The organism is Microcoleus sp. Pol12B5, from assembly GCF_036701335.1.
Taxonomy (GTDB): Bacteria; Cyanobacteriota; Cyanobacteriia; order Cyanobacteriales; family Microcoleaceae; genus Microcoleus.
Genome location: NZ_JAUBQQ010000013.1, coordinates 24,095 through 43,545, shown reverse-complemented (window position 1 = coordinate 43,545; position 19,451 = coordinate 24,095). Strand labels below are relative to the sequence as shown.

The following is a 19,451-nucleotide window of genomic DNA, read 5'->3' as shown; positions in this document are numbered from 1 at the left end:
ATTGTGATTTAAGCATCAGTGTCAAAAATCGAATCGCCACTGTAGTCGCAGGTCGCGGACTGATTGCGCCCCTGTTGCTTGGCACGGTATAGTGAACGATCGGCGATCGCAATCAAGTCAGCCGATGATAGTTCCGAAATCGGAATCAAGTTGGCGATCCCCATACTAATAGTAACTACATCGCTCACATCAGAGGTTTTGTGAGGAATATGTAAAGCTTGAATAGCAGCGTGAATCCGTTGGGCCACAGAACTCGCTCCTTCAATATCAGTATTCGGCAAAATGATGGCAAATTCTTCCCCGCCGTAACGCGCCACTAAATCCGCCGGACGGTAGACCACTTCTTGCACAGTCTGAGCAAGTTTGAACAGGCAATCATCCCCCATTTGATGACCGTAGCAATCATTATAACGTTTGAAATAATCCACATCAAATAACAAAAGAGAAATAGGTTTTTGTTCCCGGTGTAGCCGCTGCCATTCATGCTCTAACCGGTCATTAAAACAGCGGCGATTAGCAATTTGAGTCAACCCATCAATATTTACCACTTGTTCTAAGAGGTGAGTCGCGCGGGCTAGTTCTTCGTTAGAGAGTGCCAGTTGTTGATTAATTTCTCTCATGCGCGCTTGGGCCTGCTGCCTTTCTGCCAATTCCTTCTGCAACTTCTGAAAAATATCCGCTTGTTGAATGGCAATCGCTAAATGATTAGCAATCTGTTTAACAAGGTCTACTTCAAATTCTTCCCATTGCCGAGGAGCAGAACATTGATGAATACATAACAACCCCCACAAATCTTTTGCATTGAGCAGTGGCGCAACTAAATTAGCCCGAACCGGAAATTGTTTCCCAAGAGCGCGGTAACAGTGTTGAAGGTCAATATTATGGATATCTTCAACTACCTGCATTCTCCATTCTTTATATGAATCAGGATCTTGTTCACCACCACACTGGTCGTTCAAGAGATTTCTGCTTACCAATTTACATCCTTCGCCTACGGATTCTGAAACAAACTCACCATATCCAAAATTACTGTCAGGATCGAACTTAAATATGCCGACGCGCTCGGCATCAAGAAACAGGCGAATCTCCTGCGAAGCAATCTCAAAAATTGTAGACAAATCAAGAGATTGACGGATGTGTTGAGTAATTTCTTGAAGTAATATCGCCTTGTTGTACTGTTTCCGCAGAGCGATTTCTGCTTGTTTTTGGGCGAGAATAGCTGCCTCTGCTGCTTTTTTTGCTTTAATAATTTCACCTTCGTATAGGATACGCTGGCGGATACAGAGCAAGATACAGTTGTTGACGAAGTTTCCTCCCTGATTCCGACGCACAGCGTTGATCAGCATGGGTACATCACTGCCCTGCTTTGACCTTAATGAGAAGTAAATTTCCTCTACTTTACCGTCGAGCTTCAACAGGGGGAAGAAATGGGTTTGAAAAAAAATCCGGCTGGCCATTGGCAGAATGGAGTCCATTTTCCGTTCCCGCAGTTCATCGGTTTCGTATCCGAGTAATTGCAGTAATGTGGCGTTGACCATTACGATCGTACCATCGTCAGCAAACGAGAGGAATCCACAGGGTGACGTGTTGAGTAGCTCGTCTATCTGGTAGGTCATGTTTGCCATACAAATCAGGTAGTATGAGGTACACTCAAATACTCCTTAATCACCTCGATCGTCTCTTGTGGATGACTTAGGTGCGGGCAATGTCCCGTAGCTTTCATCAGCCGTAGCGTACTTTTAGGTAGGTGGTGCTGAAGGTAATCCCCTACCTCGGTGGGAGCAATCACGTCATCAGCGCATTGCAATATCAGTGAAGGTACTGATACCTTGGCTAAATCACTGCGATTGTCAGAGTAAAAAGTTACCTCGGCAAAGCGACTTGCAATCACCGGATCGGTAGAGCAAAAACTTGTCTCAAGTTCCTCACTTAACTCAGGACGCTCCTGATTCTGCATCACCATTGGCGCCAGAAAGCTTGCCCAACCAATGTAATTTTTCTCCATGATATCGAGGAGATCCTCAATATCTTTGCGCTCAAACCCTCCGTAATAATTTGGTAAATCATTGATGTAGCAGGGTGAAGGCCCTAGGAGAATCAGGCGATCAAAGTAATTAGGAGGTTGCATTGAGGACAGAAGGCCGATCATACTGCTGACAGAATGACCGACAAAAATCACATCCGTCAATGCTAATTCTTCACAGATATCGAGGACATCCTGAACATAGCCATTGAGGTCGCTGTACCGTTCATAACTGTAGGCACTAATATCAGACTGTCCCGAACCTACATAATCAAATAGGATGATTTTGTAGTCCTTCTCGAAGGCCGGTGTTACGAAACGCCACATATTTTGATCGCACCCAAATCCATGAGCAAACATCATCGTCTGGGTGCCTTGTCCAAACACTTTGATATTATTCCGTAAGAAAATTTTTTTAGTCATTTGAGCGACACGAGAATTAAATTAATTATAAGACTTTTGCGCCCTTTCATGAGGGAGGATTGCTGATCCCACATAGTGGTAGACAACAATTCAGGATGTCGGATTAAATGAATAGCAAACTCAGCAATGACCGGATTACTCAACATATAACGCTGCCCAATTTCCTCGGCGATCGCTTGTAACTATTCCCATTTCGCTGGGGTTTCCATTCCTTCGGCAATTATGCTCAGATTTAAGCCATCTGGGATTGCAACTATGGCTTTGGCAATTGAGCTATCGCTCGGATCGCTGGCTAAATCGCGGACAAATGAGCGATCAATTTTGAGCGAATTAACCGGAAAATTTTTCAGGTTGTTAAAAGCAGCATAGCCAGTCCCCAAATCATAGACAAAAATCCCAGTGCCACGCTTCGATAATTGGCTCAAAAGATTGTAGGCAATGTCAACATTAAGAATCATTTCCGTTCCCGTAATCTCTAGCTATAGATATTTTGGCTTCATATCATTACACTCAATAATGCGATCGCTCTTAGCGATTAAAGTCGGTTGGCTGAGTTGACGTGCCGAGAGATTCAACCCGATATTAGGCAGAATTAGTCCTGCTGCTAGCCACTGCTGATATTGCCAGCAAGCTTACTCTAAAACCCATGTGCTCTTCGGGCGAAATCAATCCAGTTTTTTCGGCGATGGGAATACATCGATGATCGGGAGTAACCCCACCTAGTTCAGGAGAATGACCTCCTACTATAACTTTAACACCAGCAAGGCTACCTGTTTACAAATCGAGTAGAGAGAGGATTTTATGCTTTTTGAGATGTCATTGAAATATACAATTTAGAGGAACAACAACTTACCCTACATTTTTACCACAACCTATTGAGTGGGATTGCTATAGCAAAAGGCGCTGATGAAGAAGGCCATAAAAGCTCATATTTCAGCAATTAAGAACCTCCCAAACATTTTCGCGGTTGCTATAAATCTTCACAAACTCCTCAAATTAAAAAAGTTGGGTTTCCTAGCTCAACCCAACCTACTTTTAACGACCAATCACTGCTAACTCTCAAATATCCTCATCGTCTTGACCTTGCACACCCTGGAGAATCCGCGATAGCTCACTCTTCTCATTAATCGTAATCCGACTAGGAGAACCGCTGATAATCCGTTCGTAACCACTAAACGAATCTTTAATTTGCGGCCCTCTTTCAGTAATCGTGTATTCTCGAATTCCTTTGTCGTGCCACGAACCGCGCATCTTAAATACATTAATTGCCCGCGACATTTCTCCTCGAATCTCTACATACTGCAGCATGATAATCGTGTCAGTAATCGTAGAAATATGAGAGTCCGTAATCGAATGAGAACCCATAAACTGGTCGCTTGTATTCGTGAAAAACCCGGTTATTTCTTCCTGCTTCGCAAAACCTGTCACTCCAATCACAAATTGCCTGAAAGCATTATTGCTGACACCCCTAGCTAACGCTGACAGCGAGTCTATAGCAATTCGAGAAGGTTTGAACTCAGCAATTTCTGATTTAATACTCTGCAAGTGGTCTTCCAAACCCGCCGATTCCGGGTAAGTACACAGCAGCTTCAGCAGTCCTTTCTCTTCCATTTCCTCAAAATCAATGCCCCAAGAATAAGCATTGCGGAACAACTGGGCCCGCGACTCTTCATAGGCAAAAAGCAGCGCCCGATTGCCGTTCATACAAGCATTCTGCAAGAACTTGCTCACCAATAGCGTTTTGCCTGTTCCCGTTGCACCTGTAGCCAAAATAATCGAGTCTTTGAAAAAACCGCCACCGCACATCTCGTCGAGAGTTTTATCACCCGAAGAAACCCGCACGTTTGAAGATTTTTGAGTTAATCGCATCGCCCCCAATGGGAAAATATTAATTCCGTCATTAGTCATAGTAAAAGGATATTCGCCCTTCATGTGAGTTGTACCGCGCAACTTCAAAATTTCCATGGTGCGGCGGCGGCGTTCCCCTTCCAAAACGTTGCGAACAATCACTACATTATCCGACACAAACTCTTCCACCCCAAACCGCGCCACCGGGCCGTATTCTTCCACCCGTTCCGTAGTCATAACTGTAGTTGCTCCTACTTGTTTGAGGCGCGCAACTAAGCGAAAAATTTCTCGGCGTACCACCGATGCAGCATCGTACTGCTGAAATACGGCTGTCACCGAATCTATTGAAACCCGCTTGGCTTTGTACTTGCGAATGGCGTACTGAATTCGCTCGATTAAGGCTGATAAATCAAAATTTCCTACGATATCTTGACCTTCCGGATCGGGAGAAGCGTCCAAAATAAATAGCTTGCCTTCCTCGATTAACTGTGCCAGATCCCAACCGAAACTGCAAGCATTTTTAATAATATCTGTGGGAGATTCTTCAAAAGTTACGAACACTCCAGCTTCGTCAAAATGGGTAATTCCGTTATAAAGAAACTGTACGGCAAATAAAGTTTTTCCCGTTCCTGACGTGCCGCTGACTAGGGTGGTTCTGCCGAGTGGCATTCCGCCGTGACTGATGTCATCGAAACCCTCAATCATCGTGCGAATTTTTTCAACTCCTGGCGTTACCAATCCTTTTCGTTGAACCGTTTGACTAATTTCATTCATGTCGATTTTTGTCAACTCTCAGTATTCTTTAGTTGTCACTCATTAACCGCCGATCATGAGTCTTTGTACCCAGCTTTTAGTTTTGGCTCATGCTCAATAACTAATGACTGCTAACTGCTGACTAATGACCCCGCCCAAAAACCGATACCGTGCCACGTACTCTTGTCGTGGAAAGATAAAAATTTTAGACTTTTTTTCAACCTCCCAGATTCATCTGTTGAGTAAATCTAAAATCTAAAATCGTTCGACTGAGCGCGACTCGACGCTTCGACGCTCGCGCTCGCCGAACGTTTCACGCCAAACCGAAGTCTCAAATCAAAAATTGACTGACTCTCACCTGATTATCTTATGAATTCAGGTCTTCTTCGCGAAGTTCTTCATAGAGCAAATCTAATCCTATCAGAACTTTCTCACGATCGGACAAATCGCCAATAATTTTTCGCACCGGCGGCGGCAGGATTTTGGCCAGCGTCGGGGTTGCCAATATTTTGTCCTCTTCTGCTAGCTGAGGATTTTTGAGAACATCTATGACTTTCAGCGCGTAGACTCCTTGAAATTCTTGTTCTAGGATGTCCTTTAGGGTTTTCAAAGCTCGCACTGAGTTGGGAGTATTCCCCGCAACGTACAGCTTCAGAACGTAGGTTTTCTTCAGAGGACTCATGAACTTTTTTAAATGTTGAGTATTAGTTGTCAGATGTTAGTTGTAGTTGTTATTTGTCTTAAATCCGCTGTTCTTTGTTATTTTATAATATTTTCCGCCTCGCGCTCGCGCGGTCGTTTCTCGGCTCCTTTCTTTTTTGTTAGATTCTACCTTCTACCTTTTCTTTCTTAAATTAGGCCGAATCCGTTCTACATTCTACTTTGATATGTCTCTTTCGGAATCGATCGCCGATACATCTCGCACATATGAGCGATCGCGTCAATCAGGGTCAAACGGTAATCAAGCAATATTTCCTCGCTGCGCCCTTCTAATTTTAGCTGTTTAGCAAACTCGTCCATCAATTCCATGTGAATTTCTACAATTTGAGTCACGGGAACGTCAGCAAAAAAAGCCAAATTCACAAATTCATCTATTTGATTGTTGACCGCAGCATCTTGAGAAAAATAATTCAAAACGATGTCGCGATAACTTAACTTGAGTTGCTCCAAAAACTTTTGCTTCTCAGGTCCCGACAGATTTCTCAAAAAAATCTGGGAATTTCTTTTATAATACACACCTAAGTATCCTAATCGCTCCCGTAATTTTTCCGCCAGCCGCCGCTGCTGTCGGCTGAGCAAACTTTGAGCAGTCAATTGGGCTGTCGCATCGACCGTTACGGATGATTGGTAATTGACAGGAACCGGAGTTGAAAGTTTGAGAAATTGTGCGATCGCCTGATCGATACCTGCAGCTATTTCGTTCGATCGAGCGATTGCCAGTTGCACCTCAGCAGGGTGATAAAAAAAAGCACAGCTTTCGTCTTGACTCTTGTTGGCGGCGGTACTGGCAGCAGCCTCAAAACCATCTGAATATGGTGCTTCGGGCTTGCCATCTACCTGCGCGTGAGGCGAAAAAATCACAGCCGGCAAAAATAGCGATCGTTCTTGGAGCTTGCCCAGAAGCGATCGCAGATCCCCATCCACCTCCAAAACCAAACAATCAAGGTGATAATTGTGCTTAAGGAATCCGAAAAGCTCCACTGCCGACTTAAGGTGCGTTAAAGCATAGCGTTCGCCTCTCAAAAGCTCGATCGCAGAGGCTGCAATTTCCTCAGAGCGGACAAAAATACCGATAGAAAGTTGAGGAAGCAAAGCTGTAGGTGCACCACCTAAGTTGCCTGAAAGTGCTGGATCGCTCAGAGTTGATATCTCCTTTACAAAAAACTTAACATTTTAACAATCATCTCAACATTTATTTTAACCAATCTTAACCGCAAAATAAGTGATGCGCTTCTACCAGAAGAAGAATAAAAGTGTACTCCGTGGTTTTTGTGTCAAGCACCCTGAGCGTGATTTCTGCAATTAAGCTTAAGCCTTAAAATAATTGCTAGTCGCCTCAAATCAGGCGTAGGCATCGAACTCCCTGGTGTCGGTACAGATACGGAGCCTGATAGCGAACTGATATAAAACAAATAAGATACAGAAATTCGCAGCTACATTGAGCATCAAAAATATTACTGCTCTCGCGAGCAGACTATCAGGTTTGTTATGCCACTCACCACCCCCAGTCTCAAAAATTTTATCGAGCCAGTGCCGCTGTGCCTCCAAACGGGTGCGCTAGAATCGCTGCAGTCAATTTTCAGATCCTGCAACTGCGATCGAGTTGCAGTAGTCAACGAACAGCTACAGCCGCTGGGATTAGTCTACCTCCGCAGCCTTTGGGCTTGGGGAGCCGATCGCACAAACGACGGGCAGCAACCTTTGTCAGAAAGCTCGATCGCGATCGAACCAGTCAGGGTATTACCCGCCGCTATGAGCGTCAGCGAATTCTGGGAGTACCTGCAAACAGAGGAACAGAACACCCCAGCCCGGCCAAACCGCCAAACCGCCGACACCCCCTCCAAAACTCCGATCGCCCTCACAGATGCCAGTGGTCAATTCTTAGGAATGCTAGACAACCTGAGCCTGCTGCAATTCGCCGCACTCAACAGCAGCTCGCTCTGCAGCCTCACAGAGCAGGGAACAGCAGTCAAAGAAATCGAATTAAAAAAACCAATTTCCGAAGCCATCGCCACGGTCCTAGACGCTCAAGTACGCTTTCTAGAAGCAGGATTGAAACCTTCGGAAAACCTGAACTCCCTAGTCGAACTACTGGAAAAACTACCCCTGCCCCTGAGATTGCAAACCCCCACCGCACAAATAGTCAGCCAAAACGCAGCGTGGCGGATTTTGCTGGGAGCTGGCCCAGAACCAGTTCCAGAACCAGCAGCAAATTTGGGTAAACACTCGCCCCGCAAACCAAGCCATTTAACAAGCGAATATAAGAGCCTGCAGTTAGAGGGCATCACCACCGACTGCAGGAGCCTAGTAGGAGCAAGTAGATCGGGCGATTCCCTGCGGGATAGCTTCGCCGCGCGTGATTCAACCGCAGCCACCAGTTGTCCGCTGCCCCTGTACGCTGCTGCCTCCCCCTCAACATTAACCGCTCCAGCTTGGTGCCCCATGGCCGGCAAACCAGACACCTACATTTGCGAGTGTCCCGTACAAAAAGGTCAAGAACGGATCTGGCAATTTGTCAAACAGCCGCTCTCAGACAAGCTAATTTTAGTAATGGGACAAGATGTCACCGAAGAACATTTAGTCGCCAAAGAACTAGCAGCGAAAAACGCAGATTTAATCCACCTCAACCGACTCAAAGACGAATTTTTATCCTGCATCAGCCACGAACTAAAAACGCCACTCACCGCCGTGCTAGGTTTGTCCAGCCTCCTCAAAGATAAATTGATCGGAGAACTCAACGATCGCCAAACACGCTACGCCAAACTAATTCATAAAAGCGGGCGGCATTTGATGACAATAGTTAACGATATATTAGACTTGACCCGGATGGAAACCGGGCAGCTAGAACTAATTCCCGAAGCAGTCGAAATAGAATCAACCTGCCAAAGAGCCTTTGAACAAGCAAAACAACTGCAACAGCAAGAAGAAAAAAAACCACCCGAACCAAGCAAAACTGACGGCACAGCAAACGCAGAACCCTCGGCCCAAATAGAATTTACACTCGAAATAGAACCGGGACTGAGCCAATTAATTGCCGACGAACTGCGACTGCGGCAAATGCTCGTCAACCTCCTTTCCAACGCCCTAAAATTCACCGAACTCGGCGGCAAAATCGGATTGAAAGTAAATGTTTGGGAAGGCTGGATCGCATTCAAAGTTTGGGACACTGGCATCGGCATCCCCGCCGACAAACAGCATCTGATCTTTCAGAAATTCCAACAGCTAGAAAGCCCCCTCACCCGCCGCTTTCAAGGAACCGGACTGGGACTGGTACTGACTCAACGCCTAGCTCGGCTCCACGGCGGAGACGTTTCGTTTATTTCCTCAGAAAACCAAGGCTCTCAATTTACCCTGTTGCTGCCACCAAATCCTCCGGGAAATAGCAGCGAAGAAGTCCCGGCACCTGGAGCGGCCGAGGAAGAATTATTAAAACCCCAATATCCGACTCTGATCGCCAATTCTCGCTCTCGTTTAGTATTAATAGTCGAAGCAGTTCCCAAATATATCGAAGATTTAACCAACGTCATCTCAGGTTTGGGGTACCAAGTAATAGTCGCCCGTTCCGGCACCGAAGCGCTGGAAAAAGCTCGCAGGTTCAGTCCCGAAGCGATTTTCCTCAACCCGCTGCTGCCGCTGCTGTCGGGTTGGGACGTGCTGACGCTGCTCAAGAGTGACCCGGATACCCGATCGATTCCGGCGATCGTCACAGCCACCAGAGGGGAGAAAGAACGGGCTAGTGTCAACAGAGCTGAAGGCTTTTTGACCTTGCCGGTGGAAGAACCCGCTTTGCGGCGGCTGCTGGCAGACTTGATCGGCCACAGTAATTCTAGTAGCCCCAAAGTAAGGAGTTCTTTAACCGTGTTGTGGCTCAGCCCGCAAAACAGTTCGTCTCAAGGTTCCGCTTTACTGCTCAACCCCAACTACTGCCGGGTTTTAGAAGCAGACGACCTCGGCCAAGCAGAACTCGTGGCCAGAATTTGGCGGCCCGATGCGATCGTCTTGGATGGTACAAGTCAACTGCAAAACCCCTTAGCTTTTATCGAACAGTTAAGTCGGTCTCGAAATTTGGGTTCTCTCCCGTTAGTGACTTTAGACCCCACTACTACGCAACTGGCAAATCAAGTCAAAGGATTGTCGGTATTTCCCTGTTTGGCTACCCGCAGTCCCGACGACAGTGAAACTTCACCAACCGGGTTGGTACCAAGTGCTTTGTGGCAAGTGATTCAAGTTGCTGCGGGCATGAGTTGGAAACCCAGCATTTTATTTGCAGACATTTCGACTTTACCCGATTTGCACTCCTCTTCTGGGGGGAACCCGACGGAAGAATTGGAAAATCGCGATCGATCGACAAATGCCGAGATTCCCCTCCCCAATTCCCAGTTTTCTACTCCCAACTTTCAAGCTTTGATCCAGTACATCCACACCGCAGGATTTCGAGGGTCGATCGCTCCCTGCTGGACAGAAGTTTTGCAGCAGTTGCAATATCAAAGCGTTGACTTAGTTTTGCTGTGTTTGCGAGATGCCCCCTCAGAATCAACCGCTATGCTGCAGGCGCTATCGAACTTGCGCCAAATGGCAGTAAAATTGCCAATTTTAGTCTGGGATTATCGATCTGCTGTAAATCCGGAATCCGAGGCGATCGACTTTCTACTGCAAGAAGTATCTGCCAAAATTTTGCCTTCTTCCTTATCAGCAGCACAATTGTTAGACAAAATTCAACAGAGTTTATTAACTCATTCAAGTTCCTAAAAATGAAGAATTTCCCAGGTTTTTAGTGAGGAAGTAACTCGTTTCTCAACCTGTAAAAATTAACTATTATTTATGAGGAAAAGCACAAGTGGGCAACTATTTAACTGTCAACCGCCAAGCGTTATTTATCAAGTCAGTCAAGTTTATAATAACTCATCATTTTGCGTATTTGTAGTGAGGTGATCAGTGGTTTATAAAACAGTGAATAAAAACGACTACCCTGAGTGTAAATATAATTTGACAAGTATAGCAATCCTAAATCATTCATTTGCATAATTATTGTAGGGGCAATCCTCCCGTGGTTGCCCGATAGATAGGGGGTAGGCACTATTAGCACTACCCCTACAAATTTATCTGAATCATTTAGGATTACTATATTTAAATGAAAACCCAAAAGTGTTGCGAGTCAAGAAGCAATATCAAAACTCAAAAATATGAGTTATTATAGGCGATCGAGAAACCCTTATATTTTTTTCTGGGGCTGTACAGTGCCTAATCGCATTCCTTTAATATCTCTGCTACTCGCACTCGGTTTGGGGGCAATGCCCCAGCCTGCTGTGGCACAGGCACTCCTGCCTTACACCCTGCAAATCGACTCGGCCCAACTCGAACAAACGGCCTTGAGCCTTGCAGAAGAAGCCGTCCAGCTAGCCAGACTCCAGCAGTACCAACTAGCGGTACCTAGAGCCGAACTCGCCACACAGTTAGCCCCCAAAAATGCTCAAACTTGGACTTTGTTAGGTAGCTTGTACCTTCAAGTCGAACAGTTTGACAAAGGCATTGAAGCTTTGGGGCAAGCTCAATCTCTGTCGCCAGAAAATCCATCAATTAAATTTGTCTTGGGAGAAGCTTACTTTCGGAAAGCGAACTACGAGAAAGCAGTTGAATATTTGCAAGCAGGATTAAAACTCAAACCAGACACTCCAGGTGCATTATTTGATTTAGGTAATGCTTTTTATAAGCTGAAGCGGTTTGATCAGGCGATCGCCCAATACGAAAAAGCCTTTGCTTTAGAAAAAAATCTTTGGCCTGCTGTCAACAATATCGGATTAGTCAAATACGAAATGGGAGATGTTGATAGCGCCATCAAACGCTGGCAAGAAGCGATCACGATCGACGACAAAGCAGCCGAAGCAATGCTAGCTCTAGCAGTAGCATTCTACACCAAAGGTGACAAAGAAAAAGGCTTAGCGATGGGAGAAGCAGCTCTGAAACTCGACAAACGTTATGCTACCGTAGAATATCTCAAAGAAAACCTCTGGGGCGATCGTTTAATCGCAGATACGCAAAAGTTGCTAGCCACTCCTGAAATGAAAGCAGCACTGGCTAAAATTCAAGACGCCCCACCCCCTCCCCAAATGTCGCCTTAATTGTAGTTAAGTTTGTAGTGAGGACTGAAGTCCTCAAAGCTTTTTTTAACTGAGAACCAACTATCTTATTCACGACTAAGACCAAAAAATAGTTGAATACGTTATGGGTAGGGGTAAGGTGCGCGCACAGCGCACCCTACAGATAGAGTTGGTGCGTAAGTTCTATTATTGCCACGAAGCAGTCGCTGTCTTCAATTCTCCAATCTAAAATCTAAAATCTAAAATCTAAAATCGCATGACCCCTCTAAGCTGGAAAGAATTAGAAGCCCTCACAGACTTTGAAGTCGATCGCACCAACGGCCCCACCAACGCTCAATCCCGCTTGCGCCTCTTCGGTAAAACCGAATCCGATGTGCGAGTCACCCTCTACCGCGACAACCACGCCTGGTGTCCCTACTGCCAAAAAATCTGGCTGTGGTTAGAAGAAAAACAAATCCCCTACCGCATTGAGAAAGTTACTATGTTCTGCTATGGGGAAAAGGAAAGCTGGTACAAACGCAAAGTGCCATCGGGAATGCTACCGGCGATCGAACTAGACGGCCGCATCATCACCGAAAGCGATGATATCTTAATCGCCCTCGAACGAGTCTATGGCCCCTTGGGTTTGGGCATGGAAAACCCCGCAGTAATACCCATGCGGCGGCTAGAGCGACTGCTATTTAGAGCCTGGTGCTCTTGGCTGTGCTACCCAGCAAGTTCAGCCAAAGTAGAACAACACAACCGCAACCAATTTATCAGCGTCGTCGCCCAGGTGGAAAAGGCTCTCGGCAGCACCCCCGGCTCTTATTTCCTCGATGAATTTGGCACGGCGGATGTCATCTTTACGCCCTATGTCGAACGGATGAATGCCAGTCTTTACTACTACAAAGGCTACTCGATGCGGGAAGAAAACCCGCGCTTTGCTGACTGGTTTGCGGCGATGGAAACCCGCCCTACCTATCGGGGCACTCAGAGCGATTTTCACACCCACGTCCACGATTTACCACCTCAGATGGGCGGGTGTTATGAAAACGGCGAACCTCAGATGCTACTCAATAAAGCCCGCGTGGATAATGGGCCTTGGGCTGGACTGCCGGATGTAATGTATCCAGAACCGGAAACCTCCCGCGCTGAAGCACTTCACCGCGTCATTAAGCACCACTGCAACATCGTTCGAGTCAATCCTGCTGATGACAACTTATTTGATGAGGCTTTGCGTTGTGCTTTAACTTTGATGATGACTGGCGAAGTTTGTATGCCGCCTGCTGGTTCTGATGCGGCTTTGCGGTATTTGCGCGATCGGGTGAATGTGCCCCGCGATATGTCCATCTACGCGGCCAAGCGGCTGAGGGAAGTGTTGGAGGAAACGGCGGCTTTGGTGGGTGATGGCCAAGGTTCTCCGATTCTGCTGAAGCATCGGCGAGATCAAGATCCGGCTAATTTTGTGTAGGGGGCGATCGGAATCAGACGGAATGGGCGTTGCTGCTGCTCTACTTCATCAGCTTGCTACCGGCTCGATCGTTGTGCTACCCTTGGTAGTATTAAAAGTGGCATAAATAATATGAAAGTATCTATCTCTTTGCCAGATGAGCTAGTGCGTTACATTGATGAGCGTGTAGAAAATCGCAGTCGGCTAGTTGAGCTTTTATTGCAAGCATGGCGCAAACAACAAGAACAGCAGGCAATGGTAGAAGCCTGTTTATTGCTGGATGAACTGAGCGATCAATTAACCGATGAGGATGAAGCATGGCAGCAAGCAGCGATTACCGACTGGGAAGCATCTGGCTCGTGAATTTCGATCCCTCAGTTGGTACAGAAATCCGCAAGACTCGACCGGCGGTAATTATTTCAGGAACTACTTTTAATCAACGCAGTAAAGTCACAGTTCTGCCCATTACTTCTGCTGTTCCAAACGAGCATTTACGGCCCATTGTTTTGCCAGTAATTCCTTCGACTCTCAATGGTCTGAGTACCGAGAGTTTTATCGTGTGCGTAGATCCGATGACCTTTGATAAACGCAGACTTGTGCGCTGTCTTGGGCAATTGGAGTTGCACCACATACCAGAAATTAAACAGATTTTGGCTCGATATTTAGAACTTGAAGAGTAGGGAAATGCAAAAGCTGGCGGGGTGACAAATATAGCATCGAGTGACGCAGGATTTCTGGATGGTTGAAAAAAATTCCTACATTTCGACTTCAGGCTGACCCTACGCAGATACATTAGGATTTAGGTTGGGGATTTCTTCTACGGGGCGGCGATAACCGCCCTTTAAGTCCAAAGGGGCAACAAACTTTTATAGGAAAAGTTAGGATTAGGCATGGTCAATAGCGAAACAACAAGCCCGACTTTAACATCCTCCGAAATAAATCTGCTCTCTCAGTTAGATGAGCTACGAAGTGCTTGGGAGGAATTTTATCCTAAGCAAGCAGAGGGTGGTTTACTGGCTTTGAGCGGATTCGATCACCAATTCCTGTTGACACTGCTGAAAATTGTACGTCAATGGAAAGAAGCTTCTGAAGCCGATCGCCAAGACCCGAATACAGCCCATAAAATTCTCGCAGAAGCCATTTCAGACATTACTGAATCAGGTAAAGTTGTTACCCTCACACAAGTCAAACGAACTCTTTCAGGCAAGGCGATTCGTGAAGCGCTTGAAGAACTTTGGAAAATTTTCAATCTTGCTTCTGAACTTACACCAGAGTTGGTAGAACACTTACGGTTAAAAATCTCTGGAAAGTTTGAGGATAATAAGAATCCTAATAAAGTTATTAAAGAATGGAACCCTACATTAACACGAGATCAAGCACAAAGGCTTGATACATTCAAAACTTGTGTCAGCTATGAGTTTGTTGCTGACCCAAGATTAGACTTAAAGGCTGAGTTAGAAAATCTTTCACGGGATGAGGATACGGAGACAACTATAGGACGATGGTTAGGCTATCTTCTTCAACTTGGTTCAGGCTTATCTCCTGAGCGTATAAGCGCTCTTATATGGCGGGAACTCATAAATGATAAAAGCTTGGAAGCGTTCCGAGCAACACAGGCAAGATTATTAAGCCGATCGCGCGATCAACTTCATGCTATTCGACATACACTCGGTGGCAGTCTGTCTCTACCCAGGACAGATTTACTCTCACAGCTACAAGCATCTGTACTCACGAAGCGGATAACCCTTCTCATCGGGTCATCGGGATCTGGAAAATCAGCACTTTGCAAGCTGGGTATGCAAACAAGTTTTCAAGATTATACGCGCTTGTTCCTCCATCCATCTGACATTATTTCCTTCACAGTAACCCCAGACTCTACATCTAGCCGAGATACAAGACGTATTGATGAACTGCTAACAGCTCAGATAATTGAGAAACCCATCATCATCATCATAGATGACCTGAGTGATGTCAACGATCAAAGCTTTGATTGTGTACTTAACCTTCTTCAAAATGCTTTGGTTAGGGAAACATCTGATGTGCGCTTTGTTCTGGTGGCACATTTAGATGCTGAACGCCGAGTTCGTGACAAAATTGCTGCTCGACTTGGCACAGAACTTTCTATTGATGTTGTTAAGTTACCACAACTACCTATTAACGATCTTCAGTCATCGAATACTTTACCAGGCGACGTTGCGAGCCTTGTTCAACGTGCTGATGAGTTTGGCCCTGCTTTAAACCTTAAGCTTCTTGACTGGCTGATTAGTAGGGTTCAACGGGATAATATCAATAATATTTCATCCTTCAAAAATGACTTAGACCTACTCGCTTGGTTCTGGCGCTCTCATGTAGGGGATGAACACGAAGCCAGTGAAGAAGGTCGTGTGTTAATTAAAACAGCCCTTTCATTAGCCAATAAATTTACTCCCGATCTGTCTCTCTATGACTCTGGGATTGAATCCAAAATCCTATATACCCTGGTGCGGCGAGACTGTCTTCGAGTTGTAGAAGAAAAAGTAGCTGTCACACACCGTTTTGTAGGAGATTGTGCAAGATTTCGTTACCTTCTGGGGAAAAGACGTGAACTAGAAGCTAGTGAGCTTGCTGCGAAGTCGGGAAATCCTCTCTGGTCGCAGCCCGTGCGCTGGTTTGCTTTATATCTTGCGATGGAGTCAGAAGAAGCTGAAACATGGCAGGAATTACTTCAAGAGGCCAAGAAAGGTAATCATTTACAACTTATTGACTTACTTCTCGATGGCGCAATTTTGAGTAGAAAGGGAAGCTACGTCCTTCAGAGTTGTTCTGGCGAACACCTTCCTTTTTTCATTGAGCGCCTCATCTCTCGTCTTCTAGCGATCGCAACCGAGCCGACTCCTGATTACTTTGGAGTTTTCCCGTCAATGTCCGCAAGCCAAAGGCTTATGTTACATGAACGTACAACTGGAACTCCAAAAGTACATCTGTGGGAACCTGTTTGGCGTTGGCTTTTAGCGCAGAATCAAGAAGCTTTGATAGAAAAATCTGACTTAATCTTTAAAGCAGCAGAAGCTTGCCTTAACTGGGGCGTTGCAGAAACATTCCCACTGCGGGTTCAGATTGCAGAACTAATTGTTGATTTGGCTCATAGGGTATTGCTACCCGATCCCGACCAAGAAAAACGGTACTGGTTACATGATTCCTCATCAGCAGCTTTTGCCTGTATCGTCTTTACACTAAAACTTGTTCCAGAGCGTTCAGCGTGGCTGTTAAGAGCTTTGGCAGGACGAGAAGTGATTCCGGCGACAAAATTAACACCAACTCATACGAGTCGTTCCATAGTTTTTTCTGGAGTAGGTATACTTCAACCGGCACACCCGAAAGGCCCTTCAGGTCGAGTAGAGCCTGATTTTAGAAAATTCATGTTGAAGCATAATGGTATATATCTCCGTGCCGTTATTCGTGTCAATCCACAACTCGGTGCTGAATTACTTTTAGCTCTGACTATTTCACCGCCTGGTTATCGCTATGAGTTCGAGCGCTCCTCTAAACGGTTAGATGATAATCTTGGAACAAAAGGCTCTAATGATCTGGATGTCTGCACATTCAAGTTTTTCCCACTTCTTTATCTACTTCAAATCAATGAATCTCTTGCAGTTGATGTTATTGCAACCCTTTGTAATGTAGCCACAGATTACTGGCATGAGCATCGCTGGGCAAAGAACAAACTGGAGGGAAATCTTAAAACTGATACTGATGGCGTAACTTTGCTTATTGGTGAGAACAGAAAACACTTCAAAGGTGGTCGTCATGCTTTGTACTGGCATCGCAAGTATCCTTGGTCTCCAGATATTGTCGCTTGTTTCTTAATGACGCTGGAGGGATGGCTCTACAGTCGTCCGACTAAAGCAGCACTCGAACGTTCTATATCAATTATCTTTGAGCGTGCTGACACTGTTGCAATGCTTGGGGTACTCATTTCGCTGGCTAAATGCGATCCCAATCTTTTGAAAGGTTCCTTACTACCTCTACAGTCGTCATTACAACTTTGGGTATGGTTAGAGATTGAATTAATTGATCAGGGACAAAATTTTGCCTTTGATTCTTTGAAGGCATACAGGCGACTGTCAAACGAGGAATATCAAGAGTTAGCTGAATTTCATCAGTTATCTCACAGAAAAATTTCCCTCTTACAGATAGCACGCCAAATCTGGCTAGAGGGAGACATTCCTTTTGATGCAACCTCTCAGATTTTGGCAGACTGGGATAATCACCAAATTAATTTTATTCCAGAGGTCAGTCGCTCTCGTGCATTAAAAATCCGAGCTTGGTTTGAGGGCAACAACTGGGTGTCGGAAGAGGATGAGCATGGAACTAGAAGGTTTGGCTTCGTCGGTACTTTACCTGAAGATGCTGAAGTTGATGCTCAAGCCGAATCTGCGCTTTGGAATCTTCAGTATCTTCAAATCGTAACGATATGCCGAAAAATTATAGATGGTGAGTTGCAAAAGACACCGGAACTACATCGGGATTTTGTGACTCTTCTGACCAGTGAAGAACAGCTTACTTCTCTACAAGAGCGCCTTGGAGAAAAAGCTTTTACAGATATAATTTGGGCAGCAATTGCTATCGTTCTCGCTCCTCCTATTAATCCTCTAACCCCGGAGTTGGAGAACGATATCACTTACTGTGCTAATGATCTTTCAAATTTATCGATAAGTTTAGACGACTTCAGTCGTGGTCAGAATTACAACATGGATGCTGAAGGTTTTATTGCACATACGGCTCCTAAATTGCTGCAAAGAGTTGAATCTGAAAGTTCTCTTCGGGTTGCTGCCTTCCGTTGCCTTATAGGTATATGCGATCGCAATACATCTGCTTTTATGCGATCGTGGATAAGAGAATATGGGCTTGTTCACCCTCTCACCCAAGAACTAATCAATATTGCACCCCGAATAGCTCGCCTCATTTCCCTGACTCATGCAGTATCCGATGCTAAGGTCATCCAAAATTTTGCTAACCCAGATGGGTCTTATCTATTCCCGCACCCGGAATTTATTGATGAAGAAATAAGCAAACGAGAAGATCCTCAAATTGAAGAGGCATGGTCTAGTTTGCAAAATGATTTTGAAGATAATAAAAATTCAGAAATTTCTCTAATTGATGTTTATCAATGGATTCCAGAAATACTTATCCAACCTCTACAACAACAACCTCGTTGGTTACACAATTACTTGGATTGGGATTTTTTAGCAGCAGCCTTGATTCCGGTGCTAGAAGCAAAGCTAGATAGCGAGATAGAGCTGGATTTAATCAGTTTATTACGCGAGCAAGTGCTTTTTGCTTTGTTTCACGAAAGGGCAACAGTTTATGTAGAGAACAAAGCAGAGCAAGAAGAGGATGGAGATGATTCTGTAGAAACACAACTTTATTCAGCTCAATCTCAAATAATAGATGCGATAGTAAAATCCACTTCTAGCGAAGTTGCTACACGAATTAATCTAATTCTCCAGGTTCTCAAAAATGTTGACCTTGTAGATTGCATTGTTTTAGGTCATGTTGTAGATAGTTTGAGTTACTGTATTGTTGAGAGAAATTCTTCGGACATAATTGACTACTCATTTAGAAATTACACAGCCTGTACATTTGGAGAATATTTTTTTGACCTTAGAAATCAGCCGGAGTCAAATCTGCAATTGTTCGGTAAAGTCAGGGATATTTGGGAAAAATTGATTAACCTGCTGGGGCAAGTGTCTCAGGATAATCTTAAGTATGAAACTCAAGCAGATCAATGGCTGATGGAGTTTTTAGAGCGTTTTCAAGAAGTCTTACTTCCTGATTGGTGGTTGAGAAGAAAATTGTACCGTGTTTGCAAATCAACGAATTATAGATATTTCCGCCGTTTACTTTTCAAAATGCTCATCCAAAATCAGGAACTCTTACCCAGTAGCAGAAATGAGGAAAGTGAACTTTTAGTTCAACTTCTTGCTGAACTCTGGGATTCAGATCGCAGTTGGATAATAGATAGACAAATTCGACTTAGTGGTCTGCAAACTTTGTTGGGGCAGTTACAGGAAATTGACGCGCTAGGAGCAAGAAGACTAGCGGATGAGATAGCCAATAGCTTAGCACATGGCTCTGATTGAACCAAGTATTGATCCAGATTAGGTTGAAGAAAACG

Annotated in this window: 12 protein-coding genes; 6 read left to right on the top strand and 6 right to left on the bottom strand. The window is 45.0% G+C overall.

The features are described 5' to 3' along the window. Positions 1–8: 8 nt before the first annotated feature. From QUA24_RS09475 to QUA24_RS09450, 6 genes are all read right to left on the bottom strand, one after another. Positions 9–1,625 (bottom strand): diguanylate cyclase domain-containing protein, encoded by a 1,617-nt coding sequence (locus QUA24_RS09475; protein ID WP_333229098.1) that lies wholly within the window; start codon positions 1,623–1,625, stop codon positions 9–11. Positions 1,626–1,630: 5 nt separating this feature from the next. Further along, positions 1,631–2,446, bottom strand: coding sequence for an alpha/beta hydrolase (locus QUA24_RS09470; protein WP_333229096.1), 816 nt, complete (start codon positions 2,444–2,446; stop codon positions 1,631–1,633). Between the two features lie 182 nt (positions 2,447–2,628). After that, the gene (locus QUA24_RS09465) at positions 2,629–2,919 is read right to left on the bottom strand and encodes an EAL domain-containing protein (protein ID WP_333229177.1); all 291 of its coding nucleotides are present in this window, start codon (positions 2,917–2,919) and stop codon (positions 2,629–2,631) included. Positions 2,920–3,505: 586 nt separating this feature from the next. Beyond that, the gene (gene kaiC / locus QUA24_RS09460) at positions 3,506–5,068 is read right to left on the bottom strand and encodes a circadian clock protein KaiC (RefSeq protein ID WP_333163120.1); all 1,563 of its coding nucleotides are present in this window, start codon (positions 5,066–5,068) and stop codon (positions 3,506–3,508) included. Between the two features lie 346 nt (positions 5,069–5,414). Beyond that, the gene (gene kaiB / locus QUA24_RS09455; RefSeq protein WP_006632119.1) at positions 5,415–5,729 is read right to left on the bottom strand and encodes a circadian clock protein KaiB; all 315 of its coding nucleotides are present in this window, start codon (positions 5,727–5,729) and stop codon (positions 5,415–5,417) included. 188 nt (positions 5,730–5,917) lie between these two features. Continuing rightward, complete coding sequence (locus tag QUA24_RS09450) at positions 5,918–6,859, bottom strand: circadian clock protein KaiA (protein ID WP_333229094.1); 942 nt, start codon at positions 6,857–6,859, stop codon at positions 5,918–5,920. Between the two features lie 396 nt (positions 6,860–7,255). Here QUA24_RS09450 and QUA24_RS09445 point away from each other — a divergent pair, with 396 nt between their 5' ends. The 6 genes from QUA24_RS09445 (at position 7,256) to QUA24_RS09420 (ending at position 19,416) form a co-directional block, all read left to right on the top strand. Continuing rightward, the gene (locus QUA24_RS09445) at positions 7,256–10,516 is read left to right on the top strand and encodes an ATP-binding protein (RefSeq protein ID WP_333229091.1); all 3,261 of its coding nucleotides are present in this window, start codon (positions 7,256–7,258) and stop codon (positions 10,514–10,516) included. A 488-nt stretch (positions 10,517–11,004) separates the two neighbouring features. Continuing rightward, a complete protein-coding gene (locus tag QUA24_RS09440; protein ID WP_445242593.1) occupies positions 11,005–11,886 on the top strand; it encodes a tetratricopeptide repeat protein in 882 nt (293 codons plus the stop codon). Positions 11,887–12,121: 235 nt separating this feature from the next. After that, positions 12,122–13,315: a glutathione S-transferase family protein gene (locus QUA24_RS09435; protein WP_333229089.1), complete on the top strand. Its 1,194-nt coding sequence runs from the start codon at positions 12,122–12,124 to the stop codon at positions 13,313–13,315. Positions 13,316–13,426: 111 nt separating this feature from the next. Then, positions 13,427–13,657, top strand: coding sequence for a ribbon-helix-helix domain-containing protein (locus tag QUA24_RS09430; RefSeq protein WP_190744512.1), 231 nt, complete (start codon positions 13,427–13,429; stop codon positions 13,655–13,657). Then, complete coding sequence (locus QUA24_RS09425; protein ID WP_333229086.1) at positions 13,612–13,974, top strand: type II toxin-antitoxin system PemK/MazF family toxin; 363 nt, start codon at positions 13,612–13,614, stop codon at positions 13,972–13,974. Before QUA24_RS09430 ends, QUA24_RS09425 begins: the two co-directional genes overlap by 46 nt. Positions 13,975–14,184: 210 nt before the next feature. Beyond that, positions 14,185–19,416 (top strand): hypothetical protein, encoded by a 5,232-nt coding sequence (locus tag QUA24_RS09420; protein ID WP_333229084.1) that lies wholly within the window; start codon positions 14,185–14,187, stop codon positions 19,414–19,416. Positions 19,417–19,451: the final 35 nt, after the last annotated feature.